Source organism: Klebsiella sp. BIGb0399 (assembly GCF_003752615.1).
Taxonomy (GTDB): Bacteria; Pseudomonadota; Gammaproteobacteria; order Enterobacterales; family Enterobacteriaceae; genus Klebsiella; species Klebsiella lignicola.
On sequence record NZ_RKHT01000006.1, the window covers coordinates 748,531 to 767,315 of the forward strand.

At 55.2% G+C, this 18,785-nt stretch carries 12 protein-coding genes; 9 read left to right on the top strand and 3 right to left on the bottom strand.

What is annotated here, in order from left to right:
- Window positions 1-51: 51 nt before the first annotated feature.
- Entirely contained in the window at window positions 52-1,020 is a 969-nt protein-coding gene (gene trxB, locus EDF82_RS14185) for a thioredoxin-disulfide reductase (protein ID WP_123756155.1), read from the bottom strand.
- 531 nt (window positions 1,021-1,551) lie between these two features.
- On the opposite strand from trxB, the gene lrp reads away from it, so the two are divergent.
- From lrp to EDF82_RS14230, 9 genes are all read left to right on the top strand, one after another.
- Entirely contained in the window at window positions 1,552-2,046 is a 495-nt protein-coding gene (lrp, locus tag EDF82_RS14190) for a leucine-responsive transcriptional regulator Lrp (RefSeq protein WP_002439523.1), read from the top strand.
- A 135-nt stretch (window positions 2,047-2,181) separates the two neighbouring features.
- Window positions 2,182-6,252, top strand: coding sequence for a DNA translocase FtsK (ftsK, locus tag EDF82_RS14195; RefSeq protein ID WP_123756156.1), 4,071 nt, complete (start codon window positions 2,182-2,184; stop codon window positions 6,250-6,252).
- A 122-nt stretch (window positions 6,253-6,374) separates the two neighbouring features.
- Window positions 6,375-6,986 (top strand): outer membrane lipoprotein chaperone LolA, encoded by a 612-nt coding sequence (gene lolA / locus EDF82_RS14200; protein WP_123756157.1) that lies wholly within the window; start codon window positions 6,375-6,377, stop codon window positions 6,984-6,986.
- An 8-nt stretch (window positions 6,987-6,994) separates the two neighbouring features.
- On the top strand, window positions 6,995-8,338 hold the full coding sequence (locus EDF82_RS14205; RefSeq protein ID WP_123756158.1) for a replication-associated recombination protein A: 1,344 nt from the start codon (window positions 6,995-6,997) through the stop codon (window positions 8,336-8,338).
- A 92-nt stretch (window positions 8,339-8,430) separates the two neighbouring features.
- A complete protein-coding gene (serS, locus tag EDF82_RS14210) occupies window positions 8,431-9,723 on the top strand; it encodes a serine--tRNA ligase (RefSeq protein WP_123756159.1) in 1,293 nt (430 codons plus the stop codon).
- Window positions 9,724-9,922: 199 nt separating this feature from the next.
- Complete coding sequence (dmsA, locus tag EDF82_RS14215) at window positions 9,923-12,361, top strand: dimethylsulfoxide reductase subunit A (RefSeq protein WP_123756160.1); 2,439 nt, start codon at window positions 9,923-9,925, stop codon at window positions 12,359-12,361.
- Between the two features lie 10 nt (window positions 12,362-12,371).
- Window positions 12,372-12,989, top strand: coding sequence for a DMSO/selenate family reductase complex B subunit (locus EDF82_RS14220; RefSeq protein ID WP_123756161.1), 618 nt, complete (start codon window positions 12,372-12,374; stop codon window positions 12,987-12,989).
- A gap of 1 nt (window position 12,990) precedes the next feature.
- On the top strand, window positions 12,991-13,854 hold the full coding sequence (locus EDF82_RS14225) for a dimethyl sulfoxide reductase anchor subunit family protein (RefSeq protein ID WP_123756162.1): 864 nt from the start codon (window positions 12,991-12,993) through the stop codon (window positions 13,852-13,854).
- 272 nt (window positions 13,855-14,126) lie between these two features.
- Window positions 14,127-15,275 (top strand): MFS transporter, encoded by a 1,149-nt coding sequence (locus EDF82_RS14230; RefSeq protein ID WP_123756163.1) that lies wholly within the window; start codon window positions 14,127-14,129, stop codon window positions 15,273-15,275.
- Window positions 15,276-15,395: 120 nt separating this feature from the next.
- Here EDF82_RS14230 and pflA read toward each other — a convergent pair whose 3' ends face one another.
- Window positions 15,396-16,136, bottom strand: a complete 741-nt coding sequence (gene pflA / locus EDF82_RS14235) for a pyruvate formate lyase 1-activating protein (protein ID WP_123756164.1) — start codon at window positions 16,134-16,136, stop codon at window positions 15,396-15,398.
- Window positions 16,137-16,456: 320 nt separating this feature from the next.
- Window positions 16,457-18,739, bottom strand: a complete 2,283-nt coding sequence (gene pflB, locus EDF82_RS14240; protein ID WP_123756165.1) for a formate C-acetyltransferase — start codon at window positions 18,737-18,739, stop codon at window positions 16,457-16,459.
- Window positions 18,740-18,785: the final 46 nt, after the last annotated feature.

Genomic DNA, 18,785 nt, shown 5'->3' on the forward strand with positions numbered 1-18,785 from the left:
TAAAGGCGACTTTTCGTCGCCTTCTTTACCTTTGTTACTGACTTGTAAAGATTATTTGCACGCGTCGGCTAAACCATCAAGATAACGCTCGGCATCCAGTGCCGCCATGCATCCGGTACCGGCAGAGGTGATCGCCTGACGATAGATGTGGTCCATCACATCGCCTGCGGCGAAGACGCCCGGAACGCTGGTCTGGGTGGCGTTGCCGTGGATCCCAGACTGTACTTTGATATAGCCGTTTTCCAGCGCCAGCTGACCTTCAAAGATGGCGGTGTTAGGGCTGTGGCCGATAGCAACAAACAGACCGGCAACGTCCAGAGACTCGATATTGTCGCTATTTTGTGTGTCGCGCAGGCGCAGACCGCTCACGCCCATTTGATCGCCGGTAACCTCTTCCAGGGTACGATGGGTGTGCAGCACGATGTTGCCGTTTGCCACTTTATCCATCAGGCGATTAATGAGGATTTTTTCGGCGCGGAACGAATCACGACGGTGAATCAGATGGACTTCGGAGGCGATGTTAGACAGATACAGCGCTTCTTCAACCGCGGTGTTGCCGCCGCCGATCACGGCGACTTTCTGGTTACGGTAGAAGAAACCGTCACAGGTTGCACAGGCGGATACGCCGCGGCCTTTGAACGCTTCTTCCGATGGCAGTCCCAGATAACGTGCAGACGCGCCGGTGGCGATAATTAAGGCGTCACAGGTGTATTCACCGCTGTCACCCACCAGACGGAAAGGGCGGTTCTGCAGATCGACGCTGTTGATATGGTCGAAAATAATTTCGGTATCAAACTTTGTTGCATGCTCATGCATACGTTCCATCAGCAGCGGGCCGGTCAGATCGTTCGGATCGCCAGGCCAGTTTTCCACTTCTGTCGTGGTGGTCAACTGACCCCCTTTTTCCATGCCGGTAATCAGCACTGGTTGCAGGTTTGCGCGCGCTGCGTAGACGGCAGCGGTATATCCCGCAGGTCCAGAACCAAGAATAAGCAGTTTACTGTGTTTGGTCGTGCCCATGAGATCCCCATAATTTATTGGCATACATTGGGCTGGATTGTAGGGAATTTGTTGTCGTAAAAAAAGAGCACAGCGATTTTGTTAACGATGTGTGCAATAGAAGTAGCCGATGAATTGGTGATTTTACGAACGAGGAATATAACTAATTCTACTGTCAGCGGGACAATTATAAGATGAAAACATGAGAATCAACGGGGGGGTATAATGAATATCTGGCATCTTGTACTAAAAATCGATGTTTTGCTTTGACAATCCCCTGTGCTTTTGCGAAAACATTCATGGAAGAAAAAAAAGTGTTTCGCGTGTGGCGAATTTTCATGCACGCAAATGCCATTTTTATCCGGGTTAGCGAAATCTACGCATGGTGTGGACAGACGCCATGCGTGATGTTGGTGACTGCCGTCAGGCAACGGGCTTCTCACGTACCCCTGGGTTACTCAATGTCGTAAAGGGTAATAACAGGATGGACTCGGGCAGTGAAGGCTCTGAGTCGGAACAGGAGTAGGGAAGGAATACAGAGAGACAATAATAATGGTAGATAGCAAGAAGCGCCCTGGCAAAGATCTCGACCGCATCGATCGTAATATTTTGAATGAGCTGCAAAAAGACGGGCGTATTTCAAACGTCGAGCTTTCTAAACGGGTGGGACTTTCACCGACGCCTTGCCTTGAGCGCGTGCGTCGACTGGAAAGACAGGGTTTTATTCAGGGCTATACGGCGCTGCTCAACCCGCATTATCTGGATGCATCACTTCTGGTATTTGTTGAGATTACTCTGAATCGTGGCGCGCCGGATGTGTTTGAGCAATTTAACTCCGCTGTGCAAAAACTTGAAGAAATTCAAGAGTGTCATCTGGTTTCCGGTGATTTCGACTATCTGTTGAAAACCCGTGTACCGGATATGTCAGCGTATCGCAAATTACTGGGCGAAACCCTGCTGCGCCTGCCGGGTGTAAACGACACCCGTACCTATGTGGTAATGGAAGAAGTCAAGCAAAGCAATCGTCTGGTTATTAAGACGCGCTAACACGGAACAGGTGCAAACTCGTCGCAGTTTGATTACACTCCTGTTAATCCATACAGCAACAGTGCCGGGGAGACCCGGCACTGTTGTCCGTTTTAGCAGCAGGCAGGAAACAGCCTGATACCTGGAGAGCCTTTTTTGAGCCAGGAATACACCGAAGACAAAGAAGTCAAACTGACAAAGTTAAGCAGCGGGCGCCGACTCCTTGAGGCGTTACTCATCCTTTGCTCTCTGTTTGCCATCTGGCTGATGGCAGCATTACTGAGCTTTAATCCCTCGGATCCTAGCTGGTCACAAACGGCCTGGCACGAACCCATTCACAACATAGGCGGCATACCCGGCGCCTGGCTTGCCGATACGCTATTTTTCATCTTTGGCGTGATGGCTTACACCATTCCGGTGATCATCATCGGCGGATGCTGGTTTGCCTGGCGTAACCAGACGAACGACGAGTACATCGACTATTTCGCCGTCTCGTTACGGCTGATTGGCGCACTGGCGCTGATCCTCACCTCCTGCGGTCTGGCGTCAATCAATGCCGATGATATCTGGTATTTCGCGTCCGGTGGCGTTATCGGCAGCTTGCTGAGCACCACCCTGCAACCGTTGCTGCACAGCAGCGGCGGCACGATCGCACTGCTGTGTATCTGGGCGGCGGGTTTAACGCTGTTTACCGGCTGGTCATGGGTGAGCATCGCCGAAAAACTCGGCGGCGCTATCCTTTCTATCCTTACCTTCGCCAGCAACCGTACCCGTCGCGACGACACCTGGGTGGATGAGGACGAATACGAAGATGATGAAGATGACGTCGACGACGACGCGAAACCGCAAGGGTCGCGCCGCGCACGTATTTTACGCAGCGCCTTAGCGCGTCGGCAGCGTCTGGCAGAAAAATTCTCTAACCCGATGGGGCGCAAGACCGATGCTGCGCTGTTCTCCGGCAAGCGCATGGACGATGCCGAAGAAGAGGTGCAGTTCAGCGCGAAGGGCGCTCCCGTTGCGGCTGATGATGTGCTCTTCTCCGGTTCCAGCGCAGCACGTCCGGCAGATGCTGACGATGTCCTGTTCTCTGGCGCCAGCGCAACGCGTCCTGGTGATTTTGACCCGTACGACCCGTTGCTGAATGGCCACAATATTGCCGACCCGCTGACCTCTGCAGCCGCCGCGACCGCGGCACCGCAGGCGTGGGCCGAGTCAGAGGCCGGCCTTGCGCCGCAAACGGCGTATCAACCGGAAGCGGTACAGCCGCCGGTTTATCAGCCAGATCCGACTTACCCGCAGCATCAGGCTTATCAGCCTGAGCAGGCGCCGGTACAGCAGCCGGTGTATCAGCCGGAGCCGACTTATCCGCAGCATCAGGTCTATCAGCCTGAGCAGGCGCCGGTACAGCAGCCGGTGTATCAGCCGGAGCCGACTTACCCGCAGCATCAGGCCTACCAGCCTGAGCAGGCGCCGATACAGCAGCCGGTGTATCAGCCAGAACCGACGTACCCGCAGCATCAGGCCTACCAGCCTGAGCAGGCACCGGTACAGCAGCCGGTGTATCAGCCGGAGCCGACTTATCCGCAGCATCAGGCCTATCAGCCTGAGCAGGCACCGGTACAGCAGCCGGCGTATCAGCCAGAGCCGCCGGTTTCTTCTGCGCCTGCGGTTGAGCCTGAAGCGCCGCAGGAGGATGTGAAACCGCAGCGTCCGCCGATGTACTATTTCGAAGAAGTCGAAGAGAAGCGGGCGCGTGAGCGCGAACAGCTGGCCGCCTGGTATCAGCCGATTCCTGAGCCGGCCAGCCCGGTCGCCACTCGGCCGATAACGTCAGCGCCGGCCCCGGCACCTGCCGCTGAAGCTGCGGCTGTCAGCGCACTTGCTGCCGGCGTGCATCAGGCCACCGGCCCGGCAGCCACGGCGGCAACGGTAGCCGCTGCTTCTGTGGCATCTTCTGCCGCACCGCTGTTCAGTCCGGCATCCGGTGGGCCGCGCGTGCAGGTGAAAGAAGGGATTGGTCCAAAACTGCCGCGTCCTAACCATGTCCGCGTTCCGACACGCCGTGAGCTGGCATCCTACGGCATTAAACTCCCGTCGCAGCGCATGGCTGAAGAACAGGCCCGTAAAGCCGAGTTCGACCAGAATTATGATGATGAACCGTTAACGGACGAAGAAGTCGATGCGTTGGAGCAGGACGAGCTGGCTCGCCAGTTTGCCGCGACCCAGCAGCAGCGCTACGGGGAAGTCTACGCATCGGATGAAGACGACGATGACGGTGCTGCTGAAGCCGAGCTGGCCCGCCAGTTTGCGGCTTCTCAGCAGCAGCGTTATAGCAGCGAACAGCCGCAGGGCGCGACGCCGTTCACCCCGGCAGATTATGATTTTTCACCGATGAAAGCGCTGGTTGACGACACGCCGAAAGCGCCGCTGTTTACCCCGACGCCAGAAGCGCAGCCGCCGGTACAGCAGCATAATCAGCAGCACTACCAGCAGCCGGTGACGCCGCCGCCAGCGATGCAGCCTCAGGTTTCTCAACCGGTGCATCAGCAGCCAGTGCATCAACAGCAGGTACACCAGCCGGTGCAGCATCCGCAGATGGCGCCGCAGGTTCATCCTGCAGCCCAAAGCTATCAGCCGCAGCAGCAGGCACATGCGCCTTCGCAGAGCACCGCTCAGCCGCCGCAGGAGAGCCTGATTCACCCGCTGCTGATGCGTAATGGCAACAGCCATCCGGTGCCGCGTCCGACGACGCCGCTGCCTTCTCTGGATCTGCTGACGCCACCGCCAGCCGAGATCGAACCGGTTGATACGTTTGCACTTGAGCAAATGGCGCGTCTGGTGGAAGCCCGTCTGGCCGATTTCCGCATCAAGGCCGATGTTGTGAACTACTCTCCGGGTCCGGTGATCACTCGCTTCGAGCTGAATCTGGCGCCTGGCGTGAAGGCCGCGCGTATTTCAAACCTGTCACGGGATCTGGCGCGATCGCTCTCTACCGTCGCGGTTCGCGTCGTGGAAGTCATTCCGGGCAAACCGTACGTTGGCCTGGAGCTGCCGAATAAAAAGCGTCAGACCGTCTACCTGCGTGAAGTGCTGGACTGCACGAAATTCCGCGATAACCCATCGCCGCTGACCGTGGTGTTGGGGAAAGATATCGCCGGCGATCCGGTGGTGGCCGATCTGGCGAAAATGCCGCACCTGCTGGTTGCCGGTACCACCGGTTCCGGTAAATCGGTCGGTGTGAACGCTATGATCCTCAGCATGCTCTATAAAGCGCAGCCGGAAGATGTGCGTTTCATCATGATCGACCCGAAAATGCTTGAACTGTCGGTCTATGAAGGTATCCCGCATCTGTTAACCGAAGTGGTCACGGACATGAAAGACGCCGCCAACGCCTTGCGCTGGAGCGTGAACGAGATGGAACGTCGCTACAAGCTGATGTCGGCGCTCGGCGTGCGTAACCTCGCGGGTTACAACGAGAAAATCGCCGAAGCGGCGCGGATGGGACGTCCGATCCCGGATCCGTACTGGAAACCGGGCGACAGCATGGATGCCGTGCATCCGGTGCTTGAAAAGCTGCCGTATATCGTGGTTCTGGTGGATGAATTCGCCGACCTGATGATGACCGTCGGCAAGAAGGTAGAAGAACTGATCGCACGTCTGGCGCAGAAAGCGCGTGCCGCGGGTATTCACCTGGTGCTGGCAACGCAGCGTCCGTCCGTCGATGTGATCACGGGCCTGATCAAAGCGAACATCCCGACGCGTATCGCCTTCACCGTGTCGAGTAAAATTGACTCGCGTACCATCCTCGATCAGGGTGGGGCCGAATCGCTGCTGGGCATGGGGGATATGCTCTACTCCGGGCCGAACTCCACCATGCCGGTTCGTGTGCATGGCGCGTTTGTACGCGACCAGGAAGTTCACGCGGTAGTCCAGGACTGGAAAGCTCGCGGACGTCCGCAGTATGTCGACGGCATCACGTCGGATAGCGAAAGCGAAGGCGGCGGCGGTGGTTTTGACGGATCGGAAGAGCTGGATCCGTTGTTCGATCAGGCGGTGAACTTCGTGACTGAAAAGCGTAAAGCGTCGATTTCCGGCGTGCAGCGTCAGTTCCGTATCGGTTACAACCGCGCAGCCCGTATCATCGAGCAAATGGAAGCGCAGGGTATCGTCAGCGAACAGGGCCATAACGGCAACCGTGAAGTGCTGGCGCCGCCTCCCTTCGAGTAAGTGCAAAGTTGGGTAAATAAGCGCAAAATCAGCATTGTCTTCTGTCCCGCCGCCTCAGGCGGTCCTAAATTAGGGGCAGAAGAGGCTCCCGCGTCGGGAGTGACGCACATTAAGGAATAACAATGAAAAAACTCGCAATCACCTGTGCATTACTGTCTGGCTTTATGGTCAGCCAGGTTTGGGCGGATGCCGCCAGTGATTTGAAAGGCCGCCTCGATAAGGTGAGCAGTTTCCACGCCAGCTTCACGCAAAAAGTGACGGATGGTAGCGGTAATGCGGTTCAGGACGGGCAGGGCGACCTGTGGGTGAAACGCCCTAATCTCTTTAACTGGCACATGACTCAGCCAGATGAAAGTATCCTGGTCTCCGACGGCAAAACGCTGTGGTTCTATAACCCGTTTGTTGAGCAGGCGACGGTGACCTGGCTGAAAGACGCCACCAGCAACACGCCGTTTATGCTGATTGCCCGTAACCAGGCGAACGACTGGCAGCAGTACAATATCAAGCAAAATGGCGATGATTTTGTTCTGACCCCGAAAAGCGGTAGCGGCAACCTGAAGCAGTTCACAATCAATGTGGGCCGTGACGGCACCATTCACCAGTTCAGCGCGGTAGAGCAGGATGACCAGCGCAGCAGCTACCAGCTGAAAGCACAGCAAAATGGTGCGATCGATGCATCTAAGTTCACGTTTACACCGCCGAACGGGGTGACAGTGGACGATCAACGTAAATAGAGGCGAATGTGAGCAATCTGTCGCTCGATTTTTCCGACAATGCGTTTCAACCTCTGGCCGCCCGTATGCGGCCAGAAAATTTAGCGCAGTACATCGGCCAGCAGCATCTGCTGGCGCCGGGGAAACCCTTGCCGCGAGCGATTGAAGCCGGGCATCTGCATTCGATGATCCTGTGGGGGCCGCCAGGCACCGGGAAAACCACCCTGGCTGAAGTGATTGCTCGCTATGCCAGCGCCGACGTCGAACGCCTGTCGGCGGTGACCTCCGGGGTGAAAGAGATCCGCGAAGCGATCGAGCGTGCCAGGCAAAACCGCAATGCCGGACGCCGCACCATTCTGTTTGTCGACGAAGTCCATCGTTTCAATAAAAGCCAGCAGGATGCGTTTCTGCCGCATATTGAAGACGGCACCATCACCTTTATCGGTGCGACGACGGAAAACCCCTCTTTTGAACTCAATTCCGCACTGTTATCCCGGGCGCGTGTCTATCTGCTGAAATCGTTAACCAGCGATGATATTGAGCAGGTATTAACCCAGGCGATGAACGATAAGGAGCGCGGTTACGGTGGGCAAAACATCGTTCTGCCGGACGAGACCCGCCAGGCGATTGCCGGGCTGGTGAACGGCGATGCGCGGCGGGCGCTCAATACGCTTGAGATGATGGCCGATATGGCCGAGACCGACGCCTCCGGTAACCGGGTGCTACAAGCGGCACTCCTGACCGAAATTGCCGGTGAGCGCAGCGCCCGCTTTGATAATAAAGGCGACCGTTTCTACGATTTGATCTCCGCGCTGCATAAGTCTGTACGCGGCAGTTCACCGGATGCCGCGCTGTACTGGTACGCGCGAATTATTACCGCCGGTGGCGATCCGCTGTATGTTGCCCGTCGTCTGTTAGCGATTGCATCGGAAGACGTTGGCAATGCCGATCCGCGCGGCATGCAGGTGGCGATTGCTGCCTGGGATTGCTTTACTCGCGTGGGGCCGGCAGAAGGTGAGCGCGCCATTGCCCAGGCGATTGTGTACCTGGCCTGTGCCCCGAAAAGCAACGCAGTTTATACTGCCTTTAAAGCCGCTATGGCCGATGCCCGCGAGCGTCCCGACTACGATGTACCGGTGCATCTGCGCAACGCGCCAACCCGTCTGATGAAGGACATGGGGTATGGGCAAGAGTATCGTTACGCCCATGATGAGCCGAACGCTTATGCCGCCGGAGAAGCCTATTTCCCGCAGGAAATGGCCCAAACCCGTTATTATCAGCCTACAAATCGGGGGCTGGAGGGTAAAATTGGCGAAAAGCTCGCCTGGCTTACCGAACAGGATCAAAATAGCCCCATAAAACGCTACCGCTAACTGAGACGTTGCGGTAAGGTTATCAAGATATTCCGGTGGTCGTAGTCTGCGGCCACTTTTTCTTTTATTAATTCGATAAGCACAGGATAAGCATGCTCGATCCCAATCTGCTGCGTACCGAGCCAGACGCAGTCGCTGAAAAACTGGCACGCCGGGGCTTTAAGCTGGATGTAGATAAACTGCGCGCTCTGGAAGAGCGTCGTAAAGTTCTGCAGGTTGAAACTGAAAACCTGCAGGCGGAGCGTAACTCCCGATCGAAATCCATTGGCCAGGCGAAAGCGCGCGGGGAAGATATCGAGCCATTACGCCTGGAAGTGAACAAACTTGGCGAACAGCTGGATGCGGCGAAAGCCGAACTGGACGTGTTGCTGGCGGAAATCCGCGATATCGCCTTGACCATTCCGAACGTGCCGCACGACGACGTTCCGCAGGGTAAAAGTGAAGAAGACAACGTTGAAGTCAGCCGCTGGGGCACCCCTCGCGAGTTCGCTTTCGACGTCCGCGATCACGTCACCCTGGGCGAAATGCACGGTGGGCTGGACTTTGCTGCAGCCGTTAAGCTGACCGGTTCCCGTTTTGTGGTCATGAAAGGGCAGCTGGCGCGTCTGCATCGTGCACTGGCACAGTTCATGCTGGATCTGCACACCGAGCAGCATGGCTATAGCGAAAACTACGTCCCGTATCTGGTCAACCAGGAAACGCTGTACGGTACCGGTCAGCTGCCGAAATTCGCCGGCGATCTGTTCCACACGCGTCCGCTGGAAGAAGAAGCTGACAGTAGTAATTACGCGTTGATCCCAACGGCTGAAGTGCCGCTGACCAACCTGGTTCGCGATGCGATCATCGACGAAGACGATCTGCCGATCAAAATGACCGCCCACACGCCGTGCTTCCGTTCTGAAGCGGGATCCTACGGTCGTGATACCCGTGGTCTGATCCGTATGCACCAGTTCGACAAAGTTGAAATGGTGCAGATCGTACGCCCGGAAGATTCCATGGCTGCGCTCGAAGAGATGACCGGCCATGCGGAGAAAGTTCTGCAGCTGCTGGGTCTGCCGTACCGTAAAGTGGCGTTGTGCACCGGTGACATGGGCTTCAGCGCCTGTAAAACCTATGACCTCGAAGTCTGGGTGCCGGCGCAGAACACCTACCGTGAAATCTCCTCCTGCTCCAACGTCTGGGACTTCCAGGCGCGCCGTATGCAGGCTCGTTGCCGCAGCAAATCAGACAAGAAAACGCGTCTGGTTCACACGCTGAACGGCTCCGGACTGGCGGTAGGTCGTACCCTGGTGGCGGTGATGGAAAACTATCAGCAGCCAGATGGCCGTATTGAAATTCCGGAAGTTCTGCGCCCTTATATGCGCGGCCTTGAATTTATCGGCTAAATTTTACCGCTCTCTCAAAAGCGCCTTCGGGCGCTTTTTTTTTACCCCCTTCTTGATGCCGGGCAATAATCCCCCCGGTGAATGCCCGCATACTCCCTCAGTGTTAATCCAGCATAAAAAACTATAATAAACTTATTTCGTTATATAAATATCTATATAGCGATTGTCAGTGAACTGTGAGCAATCAAAGCGAGTATCCATGAAAATTAAAGCCCCCGATGCTTTACTGGCTGCCGAAGTAAGCCGGCGTGGTTTAATGAAAACCACGGCCATTGGCGGTCTGGCAATGGCCAGCAGTGCATTTACTTTACCCTTTACACGTATTGCCCACGCTGCCAACGCGCTGGCCCCCGTCAATGAGACGGTAACCTGGAGCGCGTGTACCGTGAACTGTGGTAGCCGTTGTCCGCTGCGGATGCATGTGGTTGATGGTGAAATCAAATACGTTGAAACCGACAATACCGGTGACGATAACTATGACGGCCTGCATCAGGTGCGCGCCTGCCTGCGCGGGCGTTCAATGCGTCGTCGGGTCTATAACCCCGATCGTCTGAAATACCCGATGAAGCGCGTCGGTAAGCGTGGTGAAGGTAAATTCGAGCGCATTAGCTGGGAAGAAGCCTTCGATACGATTGCCGGCAATATGCAGCGCCTGATTAAAGACTACGGAAACGAGTCAATCTATCTGAACTACGGCACCGGCACCCTCGGCGGCACCATGACCCGTTCCTGGCCACCGGGAAAAACGCTCATCGCACGTCTGATGAACTGCTGCGGCGGGTATCTCAACCATTATGGTGATTACTCGTCGGCGCAAATTGCCGCGGGGCTGAATTACACCTACGGTGGCTGGGCCGATGGCAACAGTCCATCGGATATTGAAAACAGCCAGCTAGTGGTGCTGTTTGGTAATAACCCTGGCGAAACGCGCATGAGCGGTGGCGGGGTGACCTACTATCTGGAACAGGCGCGGCAGAAATCCAATGCCCGGATGATCATCGTCGATCCGCGTTATACCGATACCGGTGCGGGCCGCGAAGATGAGTGGATCCCGATTCGTCCCGGTACCGATGCCGCGCTGATCTCCGCGCTGGCCTGGGTCATGATTACCGAAAACCGTGTCGATCAGCCATTCCTCGATAAATACTGTGTCGGCTACGACGAAAAAACGTTACCTGCCGATGCGCCAGCTAACGGCCACTACAAGGCCTATATTCTTGGCCAGGGTAGCGACGGTATTGCCAAAACCCCGCAGTGGGCCTCGATGATCACCGGTATTCCGGTCGATCGTATCGTGCAGCTGGCTCGCGAAATTGCGACTGCCAAACCGGCGTATATCAGCCAGGGATGGGGACCTCAGCGTCATGCCAATGGTGAAATTGCCACCCGCGCGATTTCAATGCTGGCGATTCTGACCGGTAACGTCGGGATCAATGGCGGCAACAGCGGCGCGCGTGAAGGCTCCTACGACCTGCCGTTTGAGCGTATGCCAACGTTTGAAAACCCGGTTGAAACCAGCATTTCAATGTTTATGTGGACCGACGCGATTGAACGGGGTCCGGAAATGACCGCGCTGCGCGACGGTGTCCGCGGCAAAGACAAGCTGGATGTGCCGATCAAAATGATCTGGAACTATGCCGGCAACTGCCTGATTAACCAGCACTCTGATATCAACCGCACGCATGAAATCCTGCAGGATGACAAGAAGTGCGAAATGATCGTGGTGATCGACTGCCACATGACCTCATCGGCAAAATATGCCGATATTCTGCTGCCCGACTGCACCGCTTCCGAGCAGATGGACTTCGCGCTGGATGCCTCCTGCGGCAACATGTCGTACGTGATCTTCACCGACCAGGTGATTAAACCGCGGTTTGAATGCAAGACCATTTATGACATGACCGCCGAGCTGGCAAAACGCATGGGCGTGGAGCAGAAGTTTACCGAAGGCCGTACCCAGGAAGGGTGGATGCGCCATCTGCATGAGCTGTCCCGCAAGGCGATCCCGGATTTGCCGGACTTCGACACCTTCCGCAAACAGGGGATTTACAAACAGCGCGACCCGGAAGGGCATCACGTTGCCTATAAAGCCTTCCGTGACGATCCGCAGGCCAATCCGCTGACCACCCCATCGGGCAAAATTGAGATCTACTCGCAGGCGCTGGCCAACATCGCCGCGACCTGGGAGCTGCCTGAGGGCGATGTGATCGACCCGCTGCCGATTTACACCCCCGGTTTTGAAAACTATAACGATCCGCTGATCGCGAAATTCCCGCTGCAGTTAACCGGTTTTCACTATAAATCACGAGTGCACTCGACCTATGGCAACGTTGATGTGCTGAAGGCAGCCTGTCGCCAGGAAATGTGGATCAACCCGCTCGATGCGAAGAAACGTGGCATCACCAACGGCGATCGTATTCGTATTTTCAACGATCGTGGTGAAGTGCATATCGAAGCCAAAGTGACGCCGCGCATGATGCCTGGCGTGGTCGCATTGGGCGAGGGCGCCTGGTATAACCCGGACGCAGGACGTGTGGATCAGGCGGGGAGCATCAACGTGCTCACCACCCAACGGCCATCGCCTTTGGCGAAAGGCAATCCATCGCACACTAACCTGGTCCAGGTCGAAAAGCTGTAAGGAATAACCGATGACAACTCAATACGGATTTTTTATCGATTCTGCTCGTTGTACCGGTTGTAAAACCTGCGAGCTGGCTTGTAAAGACTTCAAAAACTTAACGCCTGACGTCAGCTTCCGCCGTATTTATGAGTACGCGGGCGGCGACTGGCAGGAGGACAATGGCGTCTGGCATCAGGACGTCTTTGCCTATTACTTATCCATTGCCTGTAACCATTGTGAAGATCCGGCCTGCACCAAAGTCTGTCCGAGTGGCGCCATGCACAAGCGCGATGACGGGTTTGTCGTCGTCGATGAAGATGTGTGTATTGGCTGCCGCTACTGCCACATGGCCTGTCCGTACGGTGCGCCGCAGTACAACGCGGCGAAAGGACACATGACCAAGTGTGATGGCTGCTATGAACGTGTCGCCGACGGCAAAAAGCCGATCTGCGTCGAATCCTGCCCGCTGCGCGCGCTGGACTTTGGTCCGATTGAAGAGCTGCGTAAAAAACACGGTGAGCTGGCTGCGGTAGCTCCGCTGCCATCAGCTCATTTTACGAAACCCAGTATTGTCATCAAACCGAACGCTAACAGTCGTCCGTGCGGTGATACAACCGGCTATCTGGCCAACCCGAAGGAGGTGTGAGATGGGAAGTGGATGGCATGAATGGCCGCTGATGATCTTCACGGTCTTTGGACAGTGCGTCGCCGGGGGTTTTATCGTCCTGGCACTGGCGTTGATGAAAGGTGATTTATCGCGCGAGCAGCAACAGCGCGTAGTGCTGAGCATGTTCGGTTTATGGGTGCTGATGGGGATTGGCTTTATCGCCTCCACAATGCATCTGGGATCGCCCATGCGGGCCTTTAACTCGCTTAACCGCATCGGTGCCTCGTCACTGAGTAACGAAATTGCGAGCGGTGCGCTCTTCTTCGCCGTAGGCGGTATTGGCTGGCTGCTGGCAGTGATGAAAAAGCTGCCGGTCGGCTTGCGTAACCTCTGGCTGGTGGCGACGATGGTGCTGGGCGTTATCTTCGTCTGGATGATGGTGCGGGTGTACAACACCATTGATACCGTCCCGACCTGGTATAGCGTCTGGACGCCGCTGAGCTTCTTCCTGACGCTGTTAATCGGGGGGCCGCTGCTTGGGTATCTGCTGCTGCGCGTCGCTGGCGTTGACGGCTGGGCAATGCGTCTGCTGCCGGTTATCACCTTGCTGGCGCTGGTGGCGAGCGTCATCGTCGCCCTGATGCAAGGCAGCGAGCTGTCGACGATCCACAGCTCCATTCAGCAGGCTTCTGCGCTGGTACCGGATTACGGCTCGCTGATGGCCTGGCGTGTGGTGGCGTTAGCGCTGGCGCTGGCATGCTGGGTGATCCCGCTGCTTAAAGGCTATCAACCGGCGGTGCCGCTGTTAAGCTTGGCATTCGTACTGGTGCTGGTTGGTGAGATGCTCGGGCGTGGTGTGTTCTATGGTCTGCATATGACCGTCGGTATGGCGATCGCCAGCTGATATTGCTATTACGCCAGGGCGTCCTGCTCTGGCGTAATTAAAAAGTGCGATTGATTCATGAAATTTTTCTACTGATATTCCCGCCGTTATTTTCCAATAAATTAATAAAAACAATGGAATAATATAAAGAATAATTCTGTTGCCGTTCCGCTGGATAAAAAACTTCTATCGTTGCTCGTGAAACCGCGTCCCGCCTGATTTCTGGCGGATTGACAATGTTTTTTGCAGTGGCATGATGCGCACGAAATCTAAACTTCCTCACGGTTATACCCATGTCCATCTACACCCGGCCGGTGCAAATGTTGCTCTGCGGCCTGCTTCTTTTGACGCTGGCGATAGCGGTTTTAAACACCCTCGTCCCGCTTTGGCTCGCCCATGAAAATATGCCGACATGGCAGGTTGGTATGGTCGGTTCATCCTATTTCACCGGTAACCTGGTCGGTACGCTGCTGGCTGGATGGGTGATTAAGCGTCTTGGGTTTAACCGGAGCTATTATCTGGCTTCCCTGATTTTTGCGGTGGGCTGCGTGGGGCTGGGGATCACTATTGGTTTCTGGACCTGGCTAAGCTGGCGTTTTATCGCCGGCGTTGGCTGCGCGATGATTTGGGTGGTGGTGGAAAGTGCGCTGGTGTGTAGCGGAACGTCGCGTAGCCGCGGCCGTCTGCTCGCCGCCTATATGATGGTTTACTACGTGGGGACCGTGCTGGGCCAGCTGATGGTCAGCAAACTGCCGACGGACCTGATGAGCGTATTGCCGTGGGTCACCGCGATGGCACTGGCGGCGATCCTGCCTCTGCTGTTTACCCGTGTGGTTAATCAAAGCGATGAACCGCATGAGCCGGCTCGTATCTGGCCGATGCTCAGACTGCGTCAGGCGCGCCATGGCGTTAATGGCTGCATTATATCGGGGATCGTGCTGGGGTCGCTGTATGGCCTGATGCCGTTGTGGTTGAACCATCAGGGCGTGAGTGACGCCGGGATTGGTTTCTGGATGGCGGTAATGGTCAGCGCAGGGATCCTTGGCCAATGGCCAATTGGCCGCATGGCTGACCGCTACGGCCGTTTGCTGGTGCTGCGGGTACAGGTCTTTATCGTCATTCTGGGCTGCCTGGCAATGCTGAGCGGTGCCGCGATGGCGCCGGCGTTATTCATTCTTGGCGCCTCGGGCTTCACGCTCTATCCGGTGGCGATGGCGTGGGCCTGTGAAAAAGTCGAACGCCATCAGCTGGTGGCGATGAACCAGGCGTTGCTGATGAGCTATACCATCGGGAGCCTGCTTGGGCCAACCCTCACCGCGATGCTGATGCAGAGCTTCTCCGACAATCTGCTGTTTATTATGATTGCCAGCGTGTCGTTTATTTATCTGCTGACGCTGCTGCGCAAAGCCGGTCATCATCCGACCCCGGTGGCTCACGCCTGATTACAGCTGAAATATTGCCGGTAGGCGTTATACGTTTGCTGGCAAGAGTAGAAGGAAGAAGAGGGGCGCTTCCGGGGCAACGTTGATGCAGCCCCGGAAATGGCTAAAACGGCAGGGGAGTTAGTACATCACCTTGTGGCCATACTGCTCCAGAATGCCTTTCACCCGATCCATCGTCTCTTTCTTCGGCGGATGCACGCCATCAAGCTTGTACTCTTCACCCATCGCAACCCATTTATGTTTGCCTAACTCGTGATAAGGCAGCAGCTCGATTTTTTCGACGTTGCCCATGTCGCGGGTAAACTCACCTAGGCGATGGGCGGAGTCATCATCATCTGACCAGCCTGGCACCACGACGTAGCGGATCCAGACTTTGACATTTTTGTTCGACAGATAGCGGGCAAATTCCAGGGTACGATGGTTCGACACGCCAACCAGATTCTGGTGGATCTCATCGTTCATCTGCTTGAGGTCGAGCATGACCAGGTCGGTGACTTCCAGCAGTTCATCAATGACCGGATCGTAGCGGCGGACGAAGCCGTTAGTATCCAGACAGGTATGAATGCCTTCTTTCTGACAGGCGCGGAACCAGTCGCGCACAAACTCGGCCTGCAGAATGGCTTCACCGCCGGATGCCGTGACGCCGCCGCCGGAAGCATTCATAAAGTGGCGATAGGTCACCACCTCTTTCATCAGGCTTTCGACGGTGACTTCGGTACCGCCGTGGGTATCCCAGGTGTCACGGTTATGGCAATACAGGCAGCGCATCAGGCAGCCCTGGAAGAAGGTAATAAAGCGGATCCCTGGGCCATCGACGGTGCCACAGGATTCAAAGGAGTGAATACGGCCAATAGTTGACATTGCGGTGATATCTCCAGATTCGGCCCGTCCGGGGCCTGTGATGCACAGCTCAAACCGGCTGTGTTAAGTCTGTTTTGGCGGTTATCCATTGAGTATAGATAACGGACAAAAGAGACAGGGGTAGGTGCTAAAAAGGCCCCACTGACGTGGAGCCTTTATTATACGCTTTTTACTTTGCGATTTCAGTCAGTACCCATCGTCTTTCAGGCTGTATCTTTGTTGGCTTCGTTCACTCACCCGAATCACTTACTTGAGTAAGCTCATCGGGATTCGTGCACTTGCCGCCGCGATGCAACCCGAAATCCATTGGGTAGCACCAATTACATGGTCTGAGTGAAGGTACGGGTAATAACGTCCTGCTGCTGTTCTTTAGTCAGGGAGTTAAAACGTACTGCGTAGCCAGATACACGGATGGTCAGCTGCGGATATTTTTCCGGGTTTTCCATCGCGTCGAGCAGCATTTCGCGGTTCATAACGTTGACGTTCAGGTGCTGACCGCCTTCGATTGACGCTTCGTGGTGGAAGTAACCATCCATCAGGCCAGCCAGGTTGGTTTTACGAACTTCGTCGTCTTTACCCAGTGCGTTCGGAACGATAGAGAAGGTATAAGAAATACCATCTTTTGCGTAAGCAAACGGCAGTTTAGCAACGGAGGTCAGAGAGGCAACAGCACCTTTCTGGTCACGGCCGTGCATCGGGTTAGCACCTGGTCCGAACGGTGCGCCAGCGCGACGACCATCTGGGGTGTTACCGGTTTTCTTACCATAAACCACGTTAGAGGTGATGGTCAGAACGGACTGAGTCGGGATAGCGTTGCGATAGGTGGTCAGTTTCTGAATTTTCTTCATGAAACGTTCAACCAGGTCAACTGCCATGTCATCAACGCGAGAGTCGTTGTTACCAAACTGCGGGTATTCGCCTTCGATTTCGAAGTCAATCGCCAGACCGTCTTCGTCACGAATCGGTTTAACTTTCGCATATTTGATAGCAGACAGGGAGTCAGCCGCAACGGACAGACCTGCGATACCACATGCCATGGTGCGAACAACATCACGGTCGTGCAGTGCCATCAGGGAAGCTTCGTAGCTGTACTTATCATGCATGTAGTGGATGATGTTCAGCGCGGTGACGTACTGTTTAGCCAGCCAGTCCATGAAGTGATCCATGCGATCCATCACTTCGTCGAAGTTCAGGACGTCGCCTTTGATCGGTTCAGATTTAGGACCAACCTGCATTTTCAGTTTTTCATCAACGCCGCCGTTGATAGCGTACAGCATGGTTTTCGCGAGGTTTGCACGCGCACCGAAGAACTGCATTTGCTTACCAACAACCATCGGGCTTACGCAGCAAGCGATAGCATAGTCGTCGTTGTTGAAGTCCGGACGCATCAGGTCATCGTTCTCATACTGCAGAGAAGAGGTATCGATGGACACTTTCGCGGCGAATTTTTTGAAGCTCAGTGGCAGTTTTTCAGACCACAGAATAGTGATGTTCGGCTCCGGAGACGGCCCCATGGTGTACAGGGTGTTCAGGAAGCGGAAGCTGTTTTTGGTAACCAGAGTACGGCCATCAACGCCCATACCACCGATAGATTCAGTTGCCCAAATCGGGTCACCGGAGAACAGTTCATCATATTCAGGAGTACGCAGGAAACGAACCATACGCAGTTTCATGACCAGGTGGTCAATCATTTCCTGAGCGTCTTGCTCGGTGATTTTACCGGCTTTCAGGTCACGTTCGATGAAGATATCCAGGAAGCTGGAAGTACGACCGAAGGACATTGCCGCGCCGTTCTGAGATTTAACGGCAGCCAGGTAACCGAAGTAGGTCCACTGGATTGCTTCTTGTGCAGTTTTTGCCGGCGCAGAGATATCGCAGCCATATTTTGCTGCCATTTCTTTGATCTGACCCAGAGCACGATACTGCTCGGAGATCTCTTCACGCAGACGGATGGTCGCTTCCAGATCTTCGCCATTTTCCAGTCTTTCTTGCAGAGACAGGAACTGAGCGTATTTGTCTTTCATCAGGAAGTCGATACCGTACAGCGCAACGCGACGGTAGTCACCGATGATACGGCCACGGCCATACGCATCTGGCAGACCGGTTAGAACACCGGATTTACGGCAGTTCAGGATGTCTTTGGTGTAAACATCAAAAACGCCCTGGTTGTGAGTTTTACGGTATTCAGTAAAGATTTTTTTCAGCATCGGGTCCAGTTCGCGATTGTACGCTTTGCAGGAACCTTCAACCATTTTGATGCCACCGAACGGGATAATCGCACGTTTCAGCGGAGCTTCAGTTTGCAGACCAACGATTTTCTCGAGGGCTTTTTCAATGTAGCCAGCGTCATGAGAAGTGATGGTGGATGCAAGGGAAGTGTCGAAATCAACAGGCGCGTGAGTGCGGTTTTCCTGTTTAACACCTTCCATTACGTTGTCCCACAGCTTGGTTGTCGCGTCAGTTGCGCCAGCCAGGAAGGACTCGTCACCTTCATACGGGGTGTAGTTTTTCTGGATAAAGTCACGTACGTTGACTTCTTTCTGCCAGTCACCTTTCGCAAAACCTTCCCAGGCTGTGGCTAACTTTTCATTAAGCTCGGACATGTAACACCTACCTTCTTAAGTGGATTTTTTATTTACTGCCTGAAAC

What these genes read in the sequence shown, in the direction of transcription:
- trxB (WP_123756155.1), bottom strand. Translation starts at nt 1,020, where the DNA reads ATGGGCACGACCAAACACAGTAAACTGCTTATTCTTGGTTCTGGACCT.
- dmsA (WP_123756160.1), top strand. Translation starts at nt 9,923, where the DNA reads ATGAAAATTAAAGCCCCCGATGCTTTACTGGCTGCCGAAGTAAGCCGG.
- pflA (WP_123756164.1), bottom strand. Translation starts at nt 16,136, where the DNA reads ATGTCAACTATTGGCCGTATTCACTCCTTTGAATCCTGTGGCACCGTC.
- lolA (WP_123756157.1), top strand. Translation starts at nt 6,375, where the DNA reads ATGAAAAAACTCGCAATCACCTGTGCATTACTGTCTGGCTTTATGGTC.
- serS (WP_123756159.1), top strand. Translation starts at nt 8,431, where the DNA reads ATGCTCGATCCCAATCTGCTGCGTACCGAGCCAGACGCAGTCGCTGAA.
- EDF82_RS14225 (WP_123756162.1), top strand. Translation starts at nt 12,991, where the DNA reads ATGGGAAGTGGATGGCATGAATGGCCGCTGATGATCTTCACGGTCTTT.
- EDF82_RS14220 (WP_123756161.1), top strand. Translation starts at nt 12,372, where the DNA reads ATGACAACTCAATACGGATTTTTTATCGATTCTGCTCGTTGTACCGGT.
- pflB (WP_123756165.1), bottom strand. Translation starts at nt 18,739, where the DNA reads ATGTCCGAGCTTAATGAAAAGTTAGCCACAGCCTGGGAAGGTTTTGCG.
- lrp (WP_002439523.1), top strand. Translation starts at nt 1,552, where the DNA reads ATGGTAGATAGCAAGAAGCGCCCTGGCAAAGATCTCGACCGCATCGAT.
- EDF82_RS14230 (WP_123756163.1), top strand. Translation starts at nt 14,127, where the DNA reads ATGTCCATCTACACCCGGCCGGTGCAAATGTTGCTCTGCGGCCTGCTT.